Raw genomic sequence first — 21344 nt, 5'->3', positions numbered from 1 at the left:
GTAAGGTCAATTACTTAATACTTAGACGGAAAAATAAATTCCGAAAGGCGTTTGGAGGAATATAGATAATCATCCGGGGTTAATATACGTTCATAAATATATGGTTCGGATAATTCTAATTCGTTATTTTTCATTATCTCATTTATCCTTAATACCGATTCTTCTTGATAAGGATCAATTTCACAGAAAAACTTTTGCGTTTGAAAACCAAAATATCTTGTCACTCCCGATTGATTCAATTCCTGGTTTTCTAATGGCAGGGCGATACTAACAGGATGAATTTTATTATCTGTCATTTTATATTTGATGATTTTTTCATTTTTTTTAACATTAAGTTCATTAATCATTTCCTCTGAATTATTCAGCGCTACACATATATTTTCATTTGGTAATAATTCATATTCATATACGATCAATGATTCTAGATAATCTTCATTGACTTCATTATTTAAAATCGCAATCGGATGATTCAGCTCTTTCAATTTATTTATTGCTTGATTTGCCTCTTTTATCTTATTCATTTCCAGTTGAAGCTTTTCTTCTATCAAGTTATTTATTTCATCATCTGATAACTTTCTATGAATGATTTTACTGATGTCATTCAAGGTAAATCCTGCTTGTTTCAACAAATTTATTCGTTTAGCAGTTAGTAGCTGATTCTTATCATAATATCGGTAATCATTATCTGGATGAATAAACACAGGGTTCAAAATATTATGTTCATCATAAATATACAAAGCTTTTCTTGATAAGCCAGTTAACTTGCTAAAATCTTTTATCAGAAGCAAATCATTATTCACTACTGAAACACCTACTATCAATTTTATTTAAATTTATAATATACATTATAGGATTCAAGTTCAATTTATTAAAACGTGGATCTTCCGCTTGACGAGACGTTCTGAATAAATACAATACGAAAAATAAAACCCATTCATATACAAATGGGTTTCAGTGTATCCTTTTTGCACTGTAGCTTTATAAAAAAGTTTGATCATTCTCTACCTTGTTGCTCCACAATTGCGCCCTATACTTGAAGAGATAAAAACCAAAATATCATCATCTTGACTAATCTTGAGTAGGTTGATTCATTCTCTAGAAAAGATGCTGGAAAAGATGTCTGTTACTGCTTTTGCGAGTATAGCAATGACGCAAATCACCGTGCACAGGTTGAAAAATGGGAAGCTATAAGGAGTGATCCATTCCGTAAAGAGCTCCGATTGTAAAAGCCTACCTGCTATGTTGCGCGAATCGTTTATGTTCGGTTCCAATGATGTGCCATCAACGGCGATAAAGATTAATTGCACAATGAGAAAAACACCAAGGGTAATAACCCAACTTCTTATTCGATTAGGATGATCTTTTTTTCGTTTGTCTGTCATTTGACCAGTTCTCCTTTCACTTTTTTGTTCATATTTACGTTGGTTATTAAATTCCATCCACTTTTTTCCTTACCTTTTTTCTTAGTTTAAAACTAATGCGATTAGTGTACTCCTCATTTTTAGCCAGAAGTTTATATCCATCCAGTATGGTTGAAGTGAGACTTAAAATGAAGATACCGACTGCTACCAAAGCGATACAAATCGGATAATATTGTATGAAAAATCCTGATGTAATACCCCTTCTTTCGAATAGAATGGGTAAGAAACCTGCAATAAATAAACAAGTCCCAACTAACATGAGAGCAGCATATTTTTTCTTCATTTTTTCATATCTCACTTTCAGCTCTTTAAGGTATTTTTCGTCAAACAGCAAAGGTTCCTGCTTCAGTATTTTATATTGATCTTCTTCTAAATAATTTGCTGATGCAGTTATTCCAACTCCTACTGTAGCAATAATAATAGTTGGAAGTGAATACATTGAAGGATCCTGGTTAAAAAAGAAATAAGGTATAAAAGATAACGCAACAACAAAAAGTCCTAAAGCAATATATTTACTGACTTTACTTTTGTTCAACAAATACCCTTCAGCCATTTCTTTGCTTACATAATACCCTTCATCATTTTCCCGACTTGGCTCAGCGGTATCTCTCAGCAAATAGTCGATAGACACCTCAAAAATATTTCCAATCATCAAAATTTTCTCAGTTTCGGGATACCCCTGACCATTTTCCCATTTACTGACTGCCTGTCTTGTCGTGTTTAATTTTTCAGCCAAAGCTTCTTGAGAAAGCCCATTTTCTTTTCTTAGCTTAAAAAGTTTCTCGCCAAAAGTCATTAACTTCAATCCCTTTCGTTTTGTTACCTATATTGTATGAAAACATTGCTATTCTTTCTATCTCGCGGCGAATGCACTTTGTCAACTTATGGTTGCATTTTTGTTATTACTCTATAATATGGCCCGATTGCGTAACTTGTTGATAAGGAATGACGTTCACGTTCTACCTCAATAATGCTGAGTCGTCTTCCACTCATCATAAATACTTCGGCAATTATGTAACTCCTTTTGGTAATACCATCGCTTAACTTTGTAAATTCCCTCTCTCCTAGGCCTTCCGGTAATATATCATGGTTGATATTCTACCCCACTGCCAGTTCCACGACCTTCTCTAATCCACTTATCGACTTTAGATGTTCTTTTTCTTTTAGACACAAAAACACCCCTTTAGATAATCATATCCAAAGGGGTAAAACGGTGCATCTTATTTATAAACGATACGACTTCATTTTAAATTGTCGGGTGATAAAAATCTCTGGAACTAATTTTGTTGATTTTATTGGGTTTGCAACAGCACGTGATAAACACGATAAATAAAAAGTCTGGAACCACTAAAAATTACCATGAAAAGAAAGTTAGAAACTACAAAGTTTATAACGTTATTTAAGTAAGGAAATTTAAAAAATGATTCATTTAGCTTTCTTACTTAATATCGAATATTCAGGGAACAGATTATTTGAAACGAACCATATTTAAGTTTTTTTGGAACTTCATTGTCCCATAATTTAATCTACCTCTTCCTGTATAATACTCTCCTTCAAGTCCCATTTTATTGTCCATAAGCCTTAGACGAGTAAACCCACGATGAATTTATCATTGTGTTTACAGAGTTATAATTAGGATCATTTTGATACTCATAACTTAAAATATAACCTTCTGCTTCGTTCGGGTGATGAGGTGTATCCTTTTGCTGCGGAACGTTACGACCCGGAAGGAACGAGTAAAATTGACCTGGCCTGCGAGATGATTCAAGCCGTCCCGATGTCCAAGTACCCAACCTACGTGCTGATGGACTCGTGGTACCCGTCGTCTTCGGTGCTTCAAACGTGCGCAGAGCGAGGCTTTCATGTCATTAGCGGTTTAAAAACGACTCGTATTTTCTATCCCCAAGGCATTCGGCAATCGCTCAAAAGCTTTGCTTCTTATATCTCGAAATCGGATACCGATCTGGTGACCATCGGCTCCTCCGCTTATCGGGTCTATCGCTATGAAGGAAAGCTCAATCGTTGGAAAACGCTGCCCTGCTGATGTTTGCTTCGATGTGCTGCATCTGTGATGGACATGGAAGCTTGATTGATGGCATACCTACCGCTCACAGAAAAAGCAGGACATGATTGAGTGTCTACTATCAAGCTCAAGTTGGGGCTACATTAGCCCAGATTAAAACGCAGCTCAGAGCTGCATAGGGATACTGTCAGATTTTTCAACTTCAAAATTATTGAATCGATTATTGGCAAGTATGTTATATATAAACAAACCAAAAGAAAAACCACCGGTTCTGAAGTGACCCCATAAAGTTAGACAGGTTATGTCATTAGGCGACTTGTTGGGCATGAATTCGGTACTGTACCGGACTCATGCCTTTTAGTTTTGCCTTAATACGCTTGTTGTTGTAATAATCGATGTATTTTGATAGCTCTTTTTTAAAATGTGCGATACTTTCAAATTCCTTTAAATACAGAAATTCAGATTTCATGATGCCAAAGAAGTTCTCGATGACAGCGTTGTCGTAGCAGTTACCTTTTCGGGACATACTTTGCTTGATACCGCATTCTTTGAGGGCATGACGATACTGTTTCATCTGATAGTGCCAACCTTGGTCAGAATGAATAAGGGGCTTATCTTCATCTGTTAATCGGCTACATGCTTGATCTAACATCGTTGAAACAAGCGAGTAGACCGGTCTTGAACCGATCGTATACGTAATAATTTCACCATTGTATAGATCTAGCATTGGAGATAAATACAGCTTTTCTCCAAATAATTTAAACTCTGTAATATCTGTAACCCACTTCTCATTTGGCTTTTCAGCGTAAAAGTTACGTTCTAATATGTTCGGTGCAATCTTGCCAACCGTCCCTTTGTACGAACGATATTTTTTCATGCGTACCAAGCATTTTAATCCCAATACTTTCATCAAACGTTGTACCTTTTTATGATTCACACGGTATCCACGATTCACTAACTCGTCACGAATACGACGATAACCATAGCGCCCCTCATGCTCCTCATAAATGGCTTGGATAATGTCTTTTAACTCCGTATCTCTATCTGGCATCCCAAACGTTTTTACCGCGTAATAATACGTGCTACGAGGGATATCTGCTAGCTGTAGAAGTGCTTTCACCGAAAATTCGTTCCTTAGTTCATAGACTACTTGAGCTTTGTCTTGTTTGGTGATTTTTCCTTGTTTTGAACTAAGGCATTCAACTTTTTTAAATATGCATTCTCCATTCGTAAACGCTCTACCTCTGCATGTAAAGCCTCTACAGATCCTTCTACTAACGTTTGATTCTTTTGTTTATTAGATTCTTTTTTCATGGGTGAACGCCCCTTTTTCTTTGGTTGTAGAGCGTCCATTCCATGTAATTCTAAGCTCCTTTGCCAGCTTAAAATGGTACTATGACTCGCAATATTAAATACCGCAGCCGTTTCTCTAACAGACGTCCCAAATTCGTTCATATAATTAAGTACGTCTAGTTTAAACTGTACAGGATATGATGTATAGCCCTTTTTAAAAGCTTCATCACCATGATGCTCATATTGTCTAATCCAGTTTAAAAAGACAGTATGGTGAATACCTATGGATTTTGCGATAGCTTTTAAGCTGTCGGATCCCTTTTGGTAACGCATAACTGCTTGTATTTTTTCATCTGTACTGAATCTGGTCATATAAAAACTGCACCTCCAATAGTTAGATGGTGTCTAACAATTGGGGTGCAGTTCATTCCTCCGCAATGCACAATCACCCGCATCAGGGGAAGAGAACCGATGGTTTATCCCTAATTCAATACATCACTGCCCATGACCGCTGTTACCTCTTGTTTTCCTCGTATTGAAAAGGCGCTTCGAATGAATAAATGTCGTGGAAAAATCCTCTATACGGGATGTCTTCCTCCAAACATTTGATAAGGTACAGCAATGCTTCGTCGCACTCCACTTGCTCTCCGTTCTGTTGTGCCACCTCAAATGCGTCAATCATATTCTCCAAGATAGTCGTTTGAATAAATAAAGGCAATTGCTCCAGCATAGCATCATCAAGATCAGTTTCGGAGCGATAGCCGTCCAGAACAGTCTCAAAATAGTCCTCCATAAACTTCATCCGTTTGTTTACGTCTTTTTCGAATTGAATCCAGCCAACGCCATGTCCCCACAGACCCGCCAAGTCGTACATATACCAGCAGAAACAGGAGTTGTCGAAGTCAAATACCGTAATCTGTCCGTTATCGTAATCGATGTTATAGTTTCCGTCACTGTAATCAAAATGAACCATGCCATAATGATCGGAATGCCTGTTGAGCCCCTGCAATTGCTCAAGAATACGGAACAATTTCTCCTTGACCGCCGGCGACAAGAAGTCGGGAACTATTTGTTCTATATAGGTTTTATTGTATTTATCGAAGAAATCGTATCTCCGGCAGGTGGGCTTATAGGCTTTGGACAATTGGTGCAGCTTGCCAAGCGTTTTGCCGCAGTTGTAGAAGTATTCGGTCAGTGGCGCTCCATCCCGATAACGGTAGTGGTTTTCCGCAAGCTGCTTCCCTGCGGCCCGTTCGAACAAACAGATAAAGAAGACTTGACCCTCATGCTGAATTTCTTCCAGAAGCCGACCATTCTTTGAGTGGATGACATTGGATACACTGCCTCCGTGTTCGTGCAAATAACAGATATATTCGAGCTCGCCCAGAAAGTCATCTTTGCTGCGGTCGTCCAGAAAAGAGATTCGGATGACCATATCCTGTGCTTCTGCTTTATGGCAGGTGTACACCAGATTTCTACCGCCGTCATGCGGTGGAATTTGGGAAAAGGAGTAGTCCTCTAAACCATATAGTCTCTTAATTGCGGGCAATAACAGACTTTGTGCTGTTGCGGCCGCTGCTTGGTAGGTTATGCTCATCTATGTTTTCCTCCTCTTTTTTGCTGTCTCTCCATTACTTTTGAAGCCACGATCTGGGCCGTTTTGTTGCGCAAATAGGCAGCTTTGTCCTCTACGAATGCGGCTTCCCTTCTAAGAGCGAGATAGCTGTCCCAACGCTCCTTCGGCAACTCCCCGTTTTGTATGGCGGCTCTGACGGCACAACCCGGCTCACTTGCGTGCCCACAGTCGGAGAATTTACAATGACCCAGGTAACGCTCCACATCGGAGAATCCTTCACGGATGCCTTCGGAGGCCTCCCACATGCCAAGCTCGCGCATCCCCGGCGTATCAATGACCATAACGCCGCTGCTCAGGAGAATTAATTGGCGATGGGAAGTGGTATGCTTGCCTTTGCTGTCATCCTCGCGGATGTCGCTAACCGTCATCATTTCCTTTCCTGCAAGCTTATTGACAAGGCTTGATTTTCCTACACCAGAAGAGCCGAGAAACACAATAGTGTTCCCTTTTGTCAGGTAGTCGGAAAGTCCGTCTATGCCGTAACCGGTTTTTGCGCTAATGACATAAACCGCAACTCCGATTGCTATTTGATTCACCGCAGCAAGGTATTCCGAGGTATCGGTTATCAAATCCGCTTTGGTCAGGATGACAACGGGAATGGCGCCCGACTGCCATGATAAAGCCAGATAACGTTCAATCCGACGCGGATTGAAGTCATGGTTTAGCGATTGCATGATGAATACGTAGTCGAAATTGGCGGCCACCGTCTGCTCTTTTATGGTCTTTGCAAAGTTAGCCGCATGACCGGATAAGTCATTTCGAGCATATTTCGATTTGCGTGGCAGCGTTCTGATAATCAGGCTTTCGCCGTCGGGATTATATTGAATTTGCACGAAATCCCCGGTGGTAGGGAATTCTTCGGTACAGTTGTTGAAGTAGATACCCGCCTTCAGTCGCGCAAGGCATTCCCCCTGCTCGGTTATGAGGCTGTAGTGTTGTTTATGCACAGCGGTAACCCTTGCGTAGGTTCCATCTGTGTGTAGTGGATCATGTTGCGGCGTGAAGCCATAGTCACGTAGTGTAAAAGTGTTCATGGATGCCTCCCTGCTGTTTTTGTAAAGAAAAACCACGTCCGAGAAACCATATTACAGGCCATACTTTTGTTACCGTCCAGGGCGCAATGCAAAAAAACCGCAGCAAGCAGCCGTTCATGGCTGTCTGCTGCGGTCCAATGATGAAGGAAAAATGAGCATAAAAATAACACACCCAGAAGTGTGCTACCGTTGCTTTTGACCAAAGCTTCAATATTCACGAAAGGTTACTTTTTTGGCATACTGAATAAAGGGATACACTCCCAGTAAAAATTCAGTCATGCGCCCTTATTCGGTTTTAAGTATGGGATACCTCAAATGTTTTTGCGTTTTTCATTACGAAACAGCCCCTTTACACATTTATAAAACTACGGTACAACATAAGTAATATACCATATTTCCTGCTGTATGTATATATTTGGATAAAGGCTTTAGACGATTCCATTAGGAACAAAGTCTACAGGCAGTTAACCTTACAACATCACGATTTCATCATTCTGGAAGTAATAGATATCTTCTTTCTTGAATCCGTAACGTCCATCACTTCTCTGAATATGCGGCTCAAAGGTGAATAAACGAACCTCGCCAAGCGTTGTTTGATTGCCAGCTTCAAAATATTGCCGATCCTCCATATGAAACTCGATGGTATGCCCCAGGTTTCCTGCAAAATCAAGGTTTTTGTAGTTGTGCTGCTTTATGATTTCGTTAATGTACAGGTAAACATCCTCGAAGGTTTTGTCTGGAGAAACATACTCCATAAACTTGTGGTGAAGCAACTGTTCGGTAGTTATTCCATATGCAAATTCAGAATCGCTTTTGTGCTGCGTCAGCTCATCTTCAGTTAATGCTTGTCCGTCCCGAATGATATAGGTTCTGGCATAATCTCCCCAGTAGCTGTTCATTACAGGACTCAAATCGAATCGTAACGATATCATTTTTTCGAACGGTCTGATTCGTTGGTTTGTAATGCTTGCCTGATTCCGAAATTATCGTTCGTTCCCCAACATGAACAAAAGCGCCTACATCATAATACCAAAACTGATGGATTCCGAAATTTCTCATGATGCGTTCCGTCTGGTCTACGATGTCCCTTTCCGTAATTCCCTCTTGTATAAAATCCTTCAGGCTGCTCATCGTTGCTTTTGCAATAGATTGAACATAAGCATACGTAGTCAAATGATCCATTACATGTTACTCCTTAGGTTAGTTTTGCTTAGCAGCCATTCGAACAAACCGGCGTTGGAGAAAGTCCTGTAAATATTTTTACTCGTATAAACTCAATTATTTCGTTCTTGTCATAATCATCAAGATTTCTAAAAACTTCAATCAGCCTTTTCTCGAATTCATCTTCATATGTCGTCCCATCTTCTGCAGCGACACCGGTTAATAACCAGTTTAAGTTCACATTATATTGTGTTCGAATAGATATTAATGTTTCCGCAGACGGATTACTATTTCCCATTTCAATTTCACTCAGGTTCCCCTAAGAAATGCCTATACTTTTTGCAAATTGAATTTGGTTTAAATTGTTCTCTTTGCGGATACATTTGATTCTATGTCCAATGTCACTCAACAATTTCATCACCAATCGTAAAATCCCGTGTACATTTATTTCTACACAGATTAAAAGGGAGCCCGAATCATTCCCCCGGGCTCCCTTCTAGATGTTCAATCATCTTGCATTTCGGTTCACAACATTTTTTACTGGTTCACGACTTTTTTATCATCTGACAACTAAACTCTAACTCTCCCCCGCTTACTCCACCGTCACGCTCTTCGCCAGGTTACGCGGCTTATCCACGTCATGACCCAGCGCCAGTGATGCGTAGTAAGCCAACAACTGCAATGGTACTACGGACAATGCCGCTGTAAGAATCGGCAGCGTCTTAGGAATCGCAAAAGCTTGATCCACGGACTTCAGCAGGTTAACCACATGCTCTTCATGGGTGATAACCATAACATCAGCACCACGTGCCTTAACTTCCTTGATGTTGCTCACGGTTTTCTCAAGAACGTCCTCCTGTGTTGCCAAGGCGATCACAGGGATACCTTCCTCAATGAGAGCAAGCGTACCGTGTTTCAATTCACCTGCAGCGTACGCTTCAGAGTGAATGTAGGAGATTTCTTTCAGCTTGAGCGAGCCTTCCTGGGCGACAGCAAAGTCTTGACCGCGACCAATGAAGAACAAATGCTCATATTTCGAAATTTGCTCTGCGTAATTTTTAATGGCTCCGGTATTCGCCAGCATGAACTCAACCTGCTCTGGCAGAGCTTCCATAGCGGCCAGGATTTCAGCTGAAGCCTCCTCGGTAATGGTACCGCGAACTTGAGCCAAATACAGACCGAATAGATAAAACGCAATCAGCTGTGATGTATAGGCTTTAGTTGACGCCACGGCAATTTCCGGACCCGCCAACGTTCCAAGCACATCATCCGCTTCACGGGCAATCGAGCTGCCCACTACGTTTGTGATCGCCAATACGTGAGCCCCATTGCTTTTAGCTTCACGCAGTGCAGCCAGCGTATCCGCTGTCTCGCCGGATTGGCTGACCACGATGACAAGAGTCTCCGGTGTAACGATTGGGGAACGGTAGCGGTATTCGGATGCCACGTCATTTTCAACAGGAATCCGAACCAATGATTCGATGACACTACGTCCGATAAGGCCGGCATGATACGCGGTACCGCATGCAACGATCTGAATATTACGAATATTCGCAATCTGATCCTTGCTCAGCTTCAGATCGGACAATACAACCTTACGGCCGCTTTCATCAACACGTCCCAGCATCGTATCACGGTATGCTCTAGGCTGTTCATGGATCTCCTTCAGCATGAAGTGATCGAAACCGCCTTTTTCTGCAGTAACGGCATCCCAATCGACACGAATCATTTCCCGAGAAATAAAGTTCCCCTCAATTGTCATCAGTTCGACAGCATCTGCTGTAAGCAATGCCATCTCCCCGTCATTCAAAATGTACACATTTCGCGTATATTTCAAAATTGCCGGAATATCAGAACCAATGAAGTTCTCTCCATCACCAAGACCGATAATCAGCGGGCTGGCTTGACGCACAGCGACCAATTTATCAGGCTCATATTCAGTCAGCACACCAAGAGCAAATGCGCCTCTCATTAAGGAGATAGCCTTCTGTACCGCTTTAACAATATCTCCATCATACTCGCGTGCAACCAGATGGGAAATAACCTCTGTATCTGTCTCAGACACAAAATGGTGTCCCTGCTCCATCAGCTCTTCCTTCAGCTCCAGATAGTTCTCTACAATCCCGTTGTGAACTACCGAGAACTTCTGGCTCTCATCCGTATGTGGATGGGAGTTCACGTCCGAAGGTTTCCCGTGCGTTGCCCAGCGGGTATGCCCAATCCCGGCTGTACCGACAAGTGGAGCATTCTCCAGCTTGGATTCCAGATTGGCAAGACGTCCCTGCGCTTTTGTGACACGAAGACCTTTGTCTGTAAACACGGCAATTCCCGCTGAATCGTACCCACGATACTCCAGCTTTTTCAATCCATCGATCAACACCGACTGAGTCTTCTGATTTCCAATATATCCGACAATACCACACATAGTAATATTCCTCCGTTCGATTTTCCATATAGGATCGTGTGGAAAAGAACGCGGCACACATGTGCGGCATATCAAAAGAAGAATGAATTATTCAATTTTCAACGTTCCAATAACATCAGATAATTATATATTCCGATTGAATCGTCATGAATGCACTCTTCTTCCGCCGCGTTGACCGCGTTCATCGTACACTCATGTTTTAAGTTAGTATGATGATAGCACCCGCCGGTACGTTGTATGAACGGTCGCCCACTCATTTTCCGATACGGCTTACGGTTGGTGCAGATTACCGGGAGGTCCCCGCCGAACAATTCGAACACCTCCACCTCGTCAGCTTGCTCTGCCGATGGCCCAATCTATGAAAAAGAAAATCAGTTAGCCTCGTAATCAAGGCAACTTCTCTTTCACAACATAGCCGTTCCCGCGCAGTCTCAAGCTCTGGCGCTTGTGTAACTTCGTAACCTCACGATCCTCGCTCTCTATCTTTGAATAACATTTCTTTATTATATTCATGCGGCACAGGTTTGGCAACTGGGTCACACTTCCACTCCCGGACGCCTTAACCATAATAAACCTCGCAACAAAGCCGGTGAAACCATTTTTTTAGTCCCACCGGCCCAAGCAAGGCCTAGCCCCATATACCTCTAAAAATACACCCTGCGGCTTACACCAGCTCCCGCTTTACTACATCAGCAATCTGTGTCACAAAGCGATCAAGCTCATCCTTATCCGGACCTTCGGCCATAACTCGGATCAAAGACTCTGTTCCTGAAGGACGAACCAATACGCGGCCATTGTCACCAAGCAACTGCTCAACTTCCGTAATAGCTGCCTCGATCTGAGCATTCCCCTCATACTTGTTCTTGTCGCCTACGCGAACATTCACGAGCACCTGCGGATATTTTCGCATACTGGACTTCAGCTCACTCAGACGTTTTCCAGAAGATGCGATCGTGTCCACAAGCTGAATACCCGTCAAAATACCGTCACCCGTCGTATTGTAATCTAGGAAAATGACATGCCCAGATTGCTCACCGCCCAAGTTGTATCCCCCACGGCGCATTTCTTCCATGACATAACGGTCGCCTACAGCGGTTTTAGCTGTCTTCAGTTTCAACGTGTCACATGCCTTATAGAAACCAATATTACTCATGACGGTAGATACAACCGTGCCTTCCTTTAACTTGCCTGCCTGATTCATGGCTTCACCACAAATACACAGAATGAAGTCGCCATCCACTTCTTCACCCGTATGATCAATCGCAATCAGCCGATCTGCATCGCCATCAAAAGCCAGCCCCAGGTCAGCTCCATGACGGATCACTTCTTCCTTCAAATGCTCCGGATGTGTCGATCCACATTCATCGTTGATATTCAAGCCGTTCGGCTCAGCACCAATCGCTATAACCTCTGCTCCGAGCTCACGGAACAATTTAGGCGCAAGCTCATAAGCTGCTCCGTTCGCGCAATCCAATACAACTTTCAATCCGTCAAAGCGGTTGCTGATTGTTGTCTTGATATACTCCAAGTATTTATACTTTGATTCATCATCCACAATCACTTCGCCAAGATCCTTACCTACCGGACGAGGAAGCTCATCGGTTTCCGCATCCATCAATTCCTCGATCTTCAGCTCTGTTTCATCAGACAGCTTAAAGCCGTCTCCACCGAAAAACTTAATACCATTATCCTCAACCGGATTGTGGGAAGCGGAAATCATAACCCCAGCGTCTGCTTTAAGTAATCTTGTAATATATGCTACTGCAGGCGTCGAGACAATGCCTAAGCGAACCACATGCGCACCGATGGACAGTAGTCCAGCTACCAGAGAAGACTCCAGCATTGCACCGGATACACGGGTATCCATACCGATAACAACAGTTGGTTTTTCCTTGTCTCCTGTGAGAACATATCCTCCGCAGCGTCCAATGCTATATGCTAATTCAGCAGTTAGTTCTTTATTGGCAACCCCTCTGACACCATCTGTTCCAAAATATTTCCCCATGTTACGTTAGCTCCTTTTGTCCTACTCTTTATATTGTCATTCGTTTGGTGTATCCGTGCTATTCCGTGTTGGAGTTTCCTCTTCGCTTCCCTCTCCCGTGGGAGGTTCTGTACCGGAATGATCACCGCCTTCACCGCCACCAGTCTGGCCATCTCCCGATCCATTGTCGGTGCCAGAACCAGGCTTATCTTGTGGCTCATCCGGCTTTTCCTTATCTTTACCTTCATCCGGCTTGGGAGTAGGTTCAGTGGTCACCGGTTTATCAGTTTCCTTCAACTCCACTTTTACAACAAGCTGCTTCTGGTCCACCCGATTAATCAAATTGGGCAGAGTAACCTGAAGCGGTATTTCATGCACCCCGGCCTTCAAGCCAGCAACATTTGCGACCAATCCAATATCTGTAGGTTGCAGACTGTCTAGCAGATCCGGTGCTCCAGTCAACGTCATCGACATGGATTGACTCTTCGGTTCCGTTATGATGGCTTCCATTCCGGAAGGAACTCCCTTCAAAGAAACAGGGATTCCATCCAACACTCGTTCGCCGTGCGAGACAGCGGTAATCTCAACCTGAACGGAACTAGGCTCGATTTTCTCAAAACCTTCGGGCGTCGTCAAGTCGGCCGTAAGAACCGTTGTCCCTGAATTTCTTACACTTCCTAAATTAACAGTAACTCCTGTATAGGACTTTGCTCCTGCTAATGCTTCTTTACTTCCGAACAACTTAACCTCTTTAACTTTCGGATTCACTTTGGAAAGAACCAGATCTTCGGGCAGTCGTCCCGTATAATCCATCTCAAGAGGAACCGTGACGAACGAAGCTTCCACAGGAATTTCCACAGCTACGGAGGAAGGCTCAATAATCGCATCCTCCATCACTTTTCCTTCTTTATTATATGCGGCGAGCTTCACCTTTTTTTCCACGATATTTTCTTTTGCCCCATCCAGATCCACGGTCCCTCTCACTTGAGCCAAGGTAGCAAGCTCTGATTCTGGAAGGGTAACATTTACGCTCCCTGGTTCGATTGTCACAGGTTCACCTGCCCGATAATCCTTGGCGGGCTCTCCTTTAGTTCCAATACTTACTGTAACGGGTTTGGTGATGCGTTCCTCTACAGTTACCGTCACCATAGACGGATCCATGGATACCAGTTCCACACCTGCCGGAAGTGAGTACGTCAGTGGAAGGGTATGGGTTCCCGGTTTCTTTACACTGCTTAGGTCCAGCTTCACCTTATATTCATCTGAAAAAATCGTGGTGAGATCTGTCCGCTTACCTCGAACCTCCAGATTCACACGGTCAATATTGATGCCCGTCAGCGTATATTCACTATCATCAAAGCCATACGTCTGGATTTTGACATCTTCAATTACATTCGTATCAATAATGGTCGTTGGCGGAGTGGGAGCTCCGCTGTCCATATGAACCATTGCCCACAGCAATACGCTGACCGCTAGTGCCATGAGTTTTAATACCATGTTGTTTTTAAACCACTTTTCCATTATCACCGTCTCCCTTCCGTTTCCAGAAGAACGAACGTTTCTCCTTTATGGATGCGGCAGGGCGCAGCTCTTCATACAGTTTGGATATGAGTGATTCTTCCTTAATATCACGGACAACCTGTCCGTTAATCGCAAGGGAGACCTGTCCCGTTTCCTCAGAAACGACGACAGAGATAGCGTCACCCACCTCACTAATTCCAATCGCTGCCCGGTGCCGGGTCCCTAGTTCCTTACTAATGAAGGGATTCTCCGACAACGGTAAATAACATCCTGCCGCTGCAATTTGATTACTCTGAATGATCACCGCACCATCGTGAAGTGGCGTGTTTGGGATGAAAATGTTGATAAACAGCTCTGAGCTAATCACGGATCGCATAGGAATACCGGATTCCACAAATTCATTCAGACCGGTTGTCCGCTCAAAAACGATCAGTGCCCCGATCTTCCGTCGTGATAAATAATTCACTGCTTTAATGGTTTCTGCTATTAATTTATTGGTCTCTTCATCAATATCTGCTGACCTTCCGAACAGCTTCCCGCGTCCAAGCTGCTCCAATCCCCGTCTCAATTCCGGCTGGAATATAATAAAGACCGCCAGAACACCAAACGTGAAGATTTGGTTCATCAGCCATTTCAGTGTATAAAGGTCAAACCAGGTACTGAGCGCCCAGATGAGCACCAACACCAAAATCCCTTTCAGCAGCTGAACAGCCCGGGTACCGCGGACAAGCAGTATCAGATGATAAATAATATAGGTAACGATTAGTATATCGATAATATCCTTAATGGACTCTTTCCAGGTTAAGTCCGTAAAATACTCCATACTGCAACCCCCGTCATTGCTTAATAACGCTTGCGTCTTTAGATGTAGTATGTGCTCTACACTATCTAGGTTATAACGTTAATCCTCACGATGCAAGTCAGGCCCCGTTTGCAGGATAAAAAAATATCAAAAACCACAAAAAAGGCGCCGTCTTTTCGGAGAAAAGAGGCGCCGTTATTCATCAGGGTGCAAACTTCATCTTAGCGGTAAGCGACATCCGAAAACAGATTGGTAATCTTATACCAGATCCAATCCATTGCTTTATCTATATCCTTCACTTGTCCAGATATGTGGGCCGTAGAGGCTTGAAAAAGCTCTCCGTCGATAACGGTTAAGTTTCCTTGAACCTGTCCGAAAACCTGCGTCTTTCCGTTCTCTACAGTTATATCACCCGTAATAATCTGATCTGGTGGAATAATAACCGTATTTCCTTCGATGATAAGTTTGTCGAGTTCACTGCCTTTAACGATCAGTTGATTCTCCTGGCTCCAGAAGCTGACGGTACTAAAGAGCATTACGACCAGAAAAAGAGCAGCAGCCGTGATTGCCGGGTGATTCTTTATCCAAGTTAACCAAAGCTTTTGCTTCTTTTGCTGAGGTAGCATTCCCATAATCCGGTCCGCCAGATCGTCAGAAGGCCCTGTGGCATGATGTGTCAAGGAATACAGAAGCATGTCTGTCTGCTCCAGTTCCTCGAACCTATTCCGGCAGTCAACACATTGCAGCAAATGGGATTTAAGTTCCAGCTGCTGCTGTCTGGACAAATCGTTATCCAGATAATCGTGCATCAAAGAGACGGCCAATTTGCAATCCATATGAGCCAGTCCTTTCGTTCAATCTCTTTGCTGGGTCTACTCCCCATCAGGGGCATAAGACTTGCTTAATGTTCATACGCACCGGAAGCGGCGATGTTTCATTATTTTTAAAAACCTATAATTTAAATTCGAGTTTCTTACGTAAAAACTCCCGCCCGCGGTGAACTCTTGTCTTAATCGTCGTCACAGGCAGAGTAAGCACCTCACTAATCTCCTGAAGTGACATATCCTGAATATACCGTAGTATCATAATCGTCTTATACTTTGCAGGAAGAGACTCGATAGCCTGATGGATAATCCGCTGCGTCTCGGATATCAGCATCTCCGACTCCGGTGTGCGGTCATCACTCGGTATCATCGAATAACCATCCATTCCCTCTTGGTCGTTCATATCCGCGTCGAGAGAGTAGGATGGCTTGCGCTTGCGTAACCGGTCTATACATAAGTTTGTACCAATCCGATAAATCCATGTCGAAAATTTCTGATTCTCATCATATCGATCCAGGTTCTTGTACACGCGTAAGAACGTCTCCTGAACAATATCCTCAGCCTCATGCCGGTTATTCAGCATCCGGTACGCCAGATGAAAAATCTTATCTTTATATAGCTCTACTATTTCGGCAAAAGCACGCTGGTCCCCTTTTCGGGCCAGCTTCGCCAATCTCACATCTAAATTGTCCACCATAATTCCCCCAGAATGGTCTGATGGGTAACGTCTTTAAGTCTAAAAGCATCATTCAAATGGTAATTCAACTTATTCGAAAATGCAACAAAATTCGAAAACACAGCGTTACTGCGATTTCTAGCTTTATCAATTTTGTAATACAGTCTTCATTAAAGCTGTACTAATCATTCGCAGTTTCTGCTAACAATGCAAAAGGCGAGGCTCCCACAGGGAACCTCGCCTTTGACTATCCCTAACCCTGTATATATTTCACGAAAAAGGGTATCAACCTGTATTACGAAGTCCTGCTGCAATACCGTTAATCGTCAACAGCACTTCACGCAGCAGATCCGGATCATCCTCACCTTTTTCTCGCAGATCACGCAACTCATTCAGAAGCTGCACCTGCAGATAGCTTAGCGGGTCAACATACGGATTGCGGAGTCGTATGGATTCCTGCAATACCGGTTGATTATCCAGAATTTCCTGCTGCCCAGTAATTTTGAGAACCATTTCTTTCGTAAGCTTAAATTCTTCTGTAATCAGACCGAATATCCGCTCCCGGGCCACATCATTCTTCGTCATCAGCGAGTATTCCTTCGCAATGGTGAGATCGGCTTTGGCCATCGCCATTTGCAGAGTATCGATCATTGATGTAAAGAAAGGATAGTTAACATACATATCTTGCAAGATCTTCAGATTCTCTTCATTGTCCTGATAGAAGCTCTGTAGGCCCGTACCAGCCGCATACCAAGCTGGTAGCAGGTAACGGCTCTGAGTCCACGCAAACACCCAAGGGATGGCACGCAGGTCCTCAAAACGGTCACTATTCTTACGCTTGGAGGGACGGGACCCAATATTCAGTTCCCCTACCTCAGGCAGCGGTGTGGATTCCTTGAAGAAGCTCAGGAAATCCGGATCACGGAAAATCAAATCCTGGTATTTCTTTTGGGAGTCAGCCGAAATTCGGGCCGAGATCTGCTCCCACTCCTTCTCGTGTGGATTTTCCTCCGGTGACCGGGCAATTATAGATGCTCGGATCAGCGCTGATGTTGCCTGCTCAAGACTACGGTATGCAATTCCCTGCAAAGAATAGCGAGAGGAAATAACCTCACCCTGCTCGGTAATTTTGATCCCGCCAGCAATTGTATTCGCAGGCTGTGCCAGAATACTACGGTTAAGCGGCATGCCACCACGTCCGAGTGAACCGCCACGGCCATGGAAATATTTCAGTTTCACACCGAATTCATTACCAACCGCGGTAATGTCCTTCATGGCAACCTGTAATTCCCAGTTGGCTGTTGCTGCACCGCCATCCTTGTTACTGTCAGAATAGCCAAGCATAATCTCCTGGAGATCATTCATTGCCTTAACACCCTCACGATAAATCGGGAGGTTAAACAGACGGCGCATAATATCGGGAGCTGCGTGGAGATCCTCGATCGTTTCAAACAACGGTACAGCCTGAAGAGTAGCTACTATGGTTCCATCGTTATCCTTCCGGAACAATCCAACTTCCTTCGCAAATACCATTACCTCCATAATGTCGCTGGCGCCTTCTGCCATGCTGATCAAATAGCTGGAGACACACTTAACACCGAATTCCTTTTGCGCCCGGTATACGGTACGGTAAACTTCAAGGCACTCTTCGGTACTATCGCTGTACTCCTGATAAGGAGTAGTCAGCGGACGCGGATCGTTAAGCAGTTTGTTCAGAAGCTCAATCTTTTCTTCTTCTTCAAGTGCAGAGTAGTCTTCGACTACGTTCATTTTCGCTAAAATCTCAGTCATTGCATTCTCATGCTCTTTACTGTGCTGCCGAATGTCCAGTGTAGCTGTGTGGAATCCGAACAGTTCAACCTGGCGAATCAGTTTCTTAATATAAGTATCAGCCACATAGTCAGCATAGTGATGGCGCAGACTGCGGTCGATAATTTGCAAGTCTTCAATAAACTCTTCCGGTGACTGATAACGTTCTGCTCCAATCATGCTTTCATCCAGCACGTGGGCCATTTTGGCAAGCATATAAGCAAGCTTGATGCGGTACGGCTCTTTCTCATTGTGCCAAATTTCCATCTTCTTCAGTGTTACATTCTCACGGTCCTTGCGGATAGACTGCTTTAATTCATCGGACACGTTAACAATCGTTGCACTGAAGCTGAGATTTTTCATGAGCCCTGTCAAAATGCGCTGGTATTCCCGGATAGCCAGTTTCCGCTGCATTTCTAGCGTCTTCCAAGTAATGTCTGCTGTTACCGAAGGATTACCGTCACGGTCTCCACCGATCCATGAACCAAAGCGGAGATATGTCGGTACATGCCAATTGTAGCCGGGATAAAATTTAGTAAGACAGCGCTCAAGTTCTTGATAAACTTCTGGCAGAATGTGAAACAGCGTTTCATGAAAATAATACATACCATTGCGAACCTCATCCAATACCGTTGGCTTACGGTCGCGCAGCTCATCCGTTTGCCAGAGTGTAATCACCTCGTTAAGAAGTTTTTCCCGAAGCTGTTCTCTTTCACGGAATGTGAGCGTTGGGTTATCAAGGAGCATAACATCTTCTGAAATTCTTTTGTGGATGTCGAGAATGGCACGTCGCATTGCTTCTGTAGGGTGCGCAGTCATTACGAGCTCCAAGGAAAGACTTTCGAGAATGTCTTGAACTTCTTCATACGTAAAATTACGCTCTTTCAAATCCTGGACTGCACTTTCGATCGATCCTGGCTGGACACTCTCACCTGCGGAACGTTCATAATCGCGTTTCCGGCGTATCCGGTGATTTTGCTCTGCGATGTTAACCAATTGAAAATAAATGGCGAACGCTCTGATTACTTGATGACGATTGTCCGGATCCAGCGTGCTGACGATCCTTTTAAAATCTGCGAACAATTCTGGTAAAAATACGGAACGTAATGACTTGCTAGTCTCGCGAATCTTCTCAACTATATCTAAAAGCTCGTTGCCCCCCTGGTGGACAAGAACTTCACCGAGAATGTTTCCCAGGAACCGTACATCACGCCGCAGCAGATTATTGGAATTGCTTTTTGCGGTTACAGTAAGTTCAGTCATGCTACTCCTCCCATCTAAACCCGTTCAACAGTTTGTCTTTTTATGCCTTCCTAATATCATACAATAAATGCGCCTGAAAATCTTTACTTTCCAACCGAAAAAATTCGCCAAATCGACAAAAGAGGACGTTTTTACAGTGGTAATTTCTTCTCAATCTCCTTATAATTCCCCATCTGTTCTTCATTTGTCACTGGTGATTGCTTTAACACGTTGACACTTCGCAGGAGTGTGGTGACAATATGTAAAAAAAACATCACACACTGTGATGTCCTGCTTTATGTATGGAGCGGGTGATGGGAATCGAACCCACGCTACCAGCTTGGAAGGCTGGAGTTCTACCATTGAACTACACCCGCAGATGTAACAATCGGGATGACACGATTTGAACATGCGACCCCCTGGTCCCAAACCAGGTGCTCTACCAAGCTGAGCTACATCCCGTTACATATGAAGAATTAAAAATGGCGCGCCCTGAGAGATTCGAACTCCCGGCCTTTTGATTCGTAGTCAAACGCTCTATCCAGCTGAGCTAAGGGCGCAAATCATGGAGCGGACGACGGGAATCGAACCCGCGACCCTCGCCTTGGCAAGGCGATGCTCTACCGCTGAGCCACGTCCGCAAAAACATGGTGCGCGTGGAGGGACTTGAACCCCCACGTCAAAGACGCTAGATCCTAAGTCTAGTGCGTCTGCCAATTCCGCCACACGCGCACAAGTAAAACTAATGGTGAGCCATGAAGGACTCGAACCTTCGACACCCTGATTAAAAGTCAGGTGCTCTACCAACTGAGCTAATGGCTCGCATTTAAAGGTCCCCGAAAAAGCATTCGGATTTACCTTCAAAGCCATACTTCACTTTTTAGGGTAAAGTGGCTGGGGATATAGGATTCGAACCTATGCATGACGGAGTCAAAGTCCGTTGCCTTACCGCTTGGCTAATCCCCAATAACGAGGTATTGATTATATTCTATCCCATTCTGCAACAGAACATGAGTAAAATAATGGTGGAGGCTGAGGGGTTCGAACCCCCGACCCTCTGCTTGTAAGGCAGATGCTCTCCCAGCTGAGCTAAGCCTCCATACTGGTAGGGATAATGGGATTTTCATCCCCTGAAACGATTAAATAAGTGGTGACCCGTAGGGGATTCGAACCCCTGTTACCTCCGTGAAAGGGAGGTGTCTTAACCCCTTGACCAACGGGCCTCATTGCTAAAATGGAGCTTCCAACCGGGATCGAACCGGTGACCTCATCCTTACCATGGATGCACTCTACCTACTGAGCTATGGAAGCAAGTGGCTCCCCGAACAGGACTCGAACCTGTGACAACTCGATTAACAGTCGAGTGCTCTACCAACTGAGCTATCAGGGAATATATACCGCTTGGCGACGTCCTACTCTCCCGGGACCCTTCGGTCCAAGTACCATCGGCGCTGGAAGGCTTAACGGTCGTGTTCGGGATGGGTACGCGTGGA

Annotated in this window: 18 protein-coding genes and 11 tRNA genes; 1 reads left to right on the top strand and 28 read right to left on the bottom strand. The window is 43.9% G+C overall.

Features of this window, described 5'->3' with window-relative positions; translation table 11 throughout:
- Positions 1–14: 14 nt before the first annotated feature.
- From B9N86_RS02710 to B9N86_RS30890, 4 genes are all read right to left on the bottom strand, one after another.
- The gene (locus tag B9N86_RS02710) at positions 15–800 is read right to left on the bottom strand and encodes a MerR family transcriptional regulator (protein WP_208917653.1); all 786 of its coding nucleotides are present in this window, start codon (positions 798–800) and stop codon (positions 15–17) included.
- Between the two features lie 288 nt (positions 801–1088).
- Positions 1089–1439, bottom strand: a complete 351-nt coding sequence (locus B9N86_RS02705; RefSeq protein ID WP_244562929.1) for a YfzA family protein — start codon at positions 1437–1439, stop codon at positions 1089–1091.
- On the bottom strand, positions 1429–2217 hold the full coding sequence (locus B9N86_RS02700; RefSeq protein WP_208917652.1) for a helix-turn-helix domain-containing protein: 789 nt from the start codon (positions 2215–2217) through the stop codon (positions 1429–1431). Before B9N86_RS02700 ends, B9N86_RS02705 begins: the two co-directional genes overlap by 11 nt.
- A gap of 672 nt (positions 2218–2889) precedes the next feature.
- The gene (locus B9N86_RS30890) at positions 2890–3027 is read right to left on the bottom strand and encodes a Cap15 family cyclic dinucleotide receptor domain-containing protein (protein ID WP_425298595.1); all 138 of its coding nucleotides are present in this window, start codon (positions 3025–3027) and stop codon (positions 2890–2892) included.
- Between the two features lie 153 nt (positions 3028–3180).
- Between B9N86_RS30890 and B9N86_RS02690 the strand changes: the two genes are divergently transcribed.
- Positions 3181–3465, top strand: coding sequence for a hypothetical protein (locus B9N86_RS02690; RefSeq protein ID WP_210190635.1), 285 nt, complete (start codon positions 3181–3183; stop codon positions 3463–3465).
- A gap of 286 nt (positions 3466–3751) precedes the next feature.
- Here B9N86_RS02690 and B9N86_RS02685 read toward each other — a convergent pair.
- From B9N86_RS02685 to B9N86_RS02570, 24 genes are all read right to left on the bottom strand, one after another.
- A protein-coding gene (locus B9N86_RS02685; protein ID WP_208914705.1) for an IS3 family transposase occupies positions 3752–5109 on the bottom strand; the annotation gives its coding sequence in 2 pieces (ribosomal slippage) (positions 3752–4656 and positions 4656–5109; 1359 coding nt in all).
- 142 nt (positions 5110–5251) lie between these two features.
- Positions 5252–6334, bottom strand: a complete 1083-nt coding sequence (locus B9N86_RS02680) for a phosphotransferase enzyme family protein (protein WP_208917649.1) — start codon at positions 6332–6334, stop codon at positions 5252–5254.
- Positions 6331–7407 (bottom strand): ribosome small subunit-dependent GTPase A, encoded by a 1077-nt coding sequence (gene rsgA, locus B9N86_RS02675; RefSeq protein WP_208917648.1) that lies wholly within the window; start codon positions 7405–7407, stop codon positions 6331–6333. Before rsgA ends, B9N86_RS02680 begins: the two co-directional genes overlap by 4 nt.
- A gap of 470 nt (positions 7408–7877) precedes the next feature.
- The gene (locus tag B9N86_RS30555; protein ID WP_210190634.1) at positions 7878–8306 is read right to left on the bottom strand and encodes a M24 family metallopeptidase; all 429 of its coding nucleotides are present in this window, start codon (positions 8304–8306) and stop codon (positions 7878–7880) included.
- Positions 8242–8589: a M24 family metallopeptidase gene (locus B9N86_RS30550; RefSeq protein WP_208917646.1), complete on the bottom strand. Its 348-nt coding sequence runs from the start codon at positions 8587–8589 to the stop codon at positions 8242–8244. The genes B9N86_RS30555 and B9N86_RS30550 overlap by 65 nt, the downstream gene beginning before the upstream one ends.
- A 28-nt stretch (positions 8590–8617) precedes the next feature.
- Positions 8618–8809 (bottom strand): hypothetical protein, encoded by a 192-nt coding sequence (locus B9N86_RS02660; protein ID WP_210190633.1) that lies wholly within the window; start codon positions 8807–8809, stop codon positions 8618–8620.
- A gap of 351 nt (positions 8810–9160) precedes the next feature.
- Positions 9161–10993, bottom strand: coding sequence for a glutamine--fructose-6-phosphate transaminase (isomerizing) (gene glmS, locus B9N86_RS02655; protein WP_208917644.1), 1833 nt, complete (start codon positions 10991–10993; stop codon positions 9161–9163).
- 664 nt (positions 10994–11657) lie between these two features.
- Complete coding sequence (gene glmM, locus B9N86_RS02650) at positions 11658–12998, bottom strand: phosphoglucosamine mutase (protein ID WP_208917643.1); 1341 nt, start codon at positions 12996–12998, stop codon at positions 11658–11660.
- A gap of 36 nt (positions 12999–13034) precedes the next feature.
- Positions 13035–14498 (bottom strand): CdaR family protein, encoded by a 1464-nt coding sequence (locus B9N86_RS02645; RefSeq protein WP_208917642.1) that lies wholly within the window; start codon positions 14496–14498, stop codon positions 13035–13037.
- Positions 14482–15321 carry a diadenylate cyclase CdaA gene (gene cdaA, locus B9N86_RS02640; RefSeq protein WP_208917641.1) on the bottom strand — a complete coding sequence of 280 codons (840 nt, stop codon included), beginning with the start codon at positions 15319–15321 and terminating at the stop codon, positions 14482–14484. The genes B9N86_RS02645 and cdaA overlap by 17 nt, the downstream gene beginning before the upstream one ends.
- A 200-nt stretch (positions 15322–15521) precedes the next feature.
- Positions 15522–16136, bottom strand: a complete 615-nt coding sequence (locus B9N86_RS02635) for a zf-HC2 domain-containing protein (RefSeq protein WP_208917640.1) — start codon at positions 16134–16136, stop codon at positions 15522–15524.
- A gap of 115 nt (positions 16137–16251) precedes the next feature.
- A complete protein-coding gene (sigW, locus tag B9N86_RS02630; RefSeq protein ID WP_208917639.1) occupies positions 16252–16821 on the bottom strand; it encodes an RNA polymerase sigma factor SigW in 570 nt (189 codons plus the stop codon).
- Positions 16822–17085: 264 nt separating this feature from the next.
- Positions 17086–19872, bottom strand: a complete 2787-nt coding sequence (gene ppc, locus B9N86_RS02625; protein ID WP_208917638.1) for a phosphoenolpyruvate carboxylase — start codon at positions 19870–19872, stop codon at positions 17086–17088.
- 282 nt (positions 19873–20154) lie between these two features.
- Positions 20155–20228: transfer RNA gene (locus B9N86_RS02620), tRNA-Gly, on the bottom strand.
- Between the two features lie 11 nt (positions 20229–20239).
- Positions 20240–20313, bottom strand: a tRNA-Pro gene (locus B9N86_RS02615).
- Between the two features lie 21 nt (positions 20314–20334).
- Positions 20335–20411 (bottom strand) — tRNA-Arg (locus B9N86_RS02610).
- 6 nt (positions 20412–20417) lie between these two features.
- A tRNA-Gly gene (locus tag B9N86_RS02605) sits at positions 20418–20492 on the bottom strand.
- A gap of 7 nt (positions 20493–20499) precedes the next feature.
- A tRNA-Leu gene (locus tag B9N86_RS02600) sits at positions 20500–20583 on the bottom strand.
- Between the two features lie 14 nt (positions 20584–20597).
- Positions 20598–20673, bottom strand: a tRNA-Lys gene (locus tag B9N86_RS02595).
- Positions 20674–20742: 69 nt separating this feature from the next.
- A tRNA-Gln gene (locus tag B9N86_RS02590) sits at positions 20743–20817 on the bottom strand.
- A 57-nt stretch (positions 20818–20874) separates the two neighbouring features.
- A tRNA-Val gene (locus B9N86_RS02585) sits at positions 20875–20950 on the bottom strand.
- A 49-nt stretch (positions 20951–20999) separates the two neighbouring features.
- Positions 21000–21074: transfer RNA gene (locus B9N86_RS02580), tRNA-Glu, on the bottom strand.
- Between the two features lie 12 nt (positions 21075–21086).
- Positions 21087–21162 (bottom strand) — tRNA-Thr (locus B9N86_RS02575).
- A 3-nt stretch (positions 21163–21165) separates the two neighbouring features.
- Positions 21166–21241: transfer RNA gene (locus B9N86_RS02570), tRNA-Asn, on the bottom strand.
- Positions 21242–21344: the final 103 nt, after the last annotated feature.

The organism is Paenibacillus uliginis N3/975 (assembly GCF_900177425.1).
In the GTDB taxonomy this organism is placed as follows: Bacteria; Bacillota; Bacilli; order Paenibacillales; family Paenibacillaceae; genus Paenibacillus_AQ; species Paenibacillus_AQ uliginis.
The sequence above is the reverse complement of the archived record's forward strand: the minus strand, read 5'-3'. Positions and strand labels throughout refer to the sequence as shown.

Coding starts and splice junctions, on each gene's coding strand:
- B9N86_RS02635 (WP_208917640.1), bottom strand. CDS start 16,136: ATGGATTGCAAATTGGCCGTCTCTTTGATGCACGATTATCTGGATAAC.
- B9N86_RS30550 (WP_208917646.1), bottom strand. CDS start 8,589: ATGGATCATTTGACTACGTATGCTTATGTTCAATCTATTGCAAAAGCA.
- ppc (WP_208917638.1), bottom strand. CDS start 19,872: ATGACTGAACTTACTGTAACCGCAAAAAGCAATTCCAATAATCTGCTG.
- sigW (WP_208917639.1), bottom strand. CDS start 16,821: ATGGTGGACAATTTAGATGTGAGATTGGCGAAGCTGGCCCGAAAAGGG.
- glmM (WP_208917643.1), bottom strand. CDS start 12,998: ATGGGGAAATATTTTGGAACAGATGGTGTCAGAGGGGTTGCCAATAAA.
- B9N86_RS30555 (WP_210190634.1), bottom strand. CDS start 8,306: ATGAACAGCTACTGGGGAGATTATGCCAGAACCTATATCATTCGGGAC.
- B9N86_RS02680 (WP_208917649.1), bottom strand. CDS start 6,334: ATGAGCATAACCTACCAAGCAGCGGCCGCAACAGCACAAAGTCTGTTA.
- B9N86_RS02690 (WP_210190635.1), top strand. CDS start 3,181: ATGATTCAAGCCGTCCCGATGTCCAAGTACCCAACCTACGTGCTGATG.
- B9N86_RS02700 (WP_208917652.1), bottom strand. CDS start 2,217: ATGACTTTTGGCGAGAAACTTTTTAAGCTAAGAAAAGAAAATGGGCTT.
- glmS (WP_208917644.1), bottom strand. CDS start 10,993: ATGTGTGGTATTGTCGGATATATTGGAAATCAGAAGACTCAGTCGGTG.
- rsgA (WP_208917648.1), bottom strand. CDS start 7,407: ATGAACACTTTTACACTACGTGACTATGGCTTCACGCCGCAACATGAT.
- cdaA (WP_208917641.1), bottom strand. CDS start 15,321: ATGGAGTATTTTACGGACTTAACCTGGAAAGAGTCCATTAAGGATATT.
- B9N86_RS02645 (WP_208917642.1), bottom strand. CDS start 14,498: ATGGAAAAGTGGTTTAAAAACAACATGGTATTAAAACTCATGGCACTA.
- B9N86_RS02705 (WP_244562929.1), bottom strand. CDS start 1,439: ATGGAATTTAATAACCAACGTAAATATGAACAAAAAAGTGAAAGGAGA.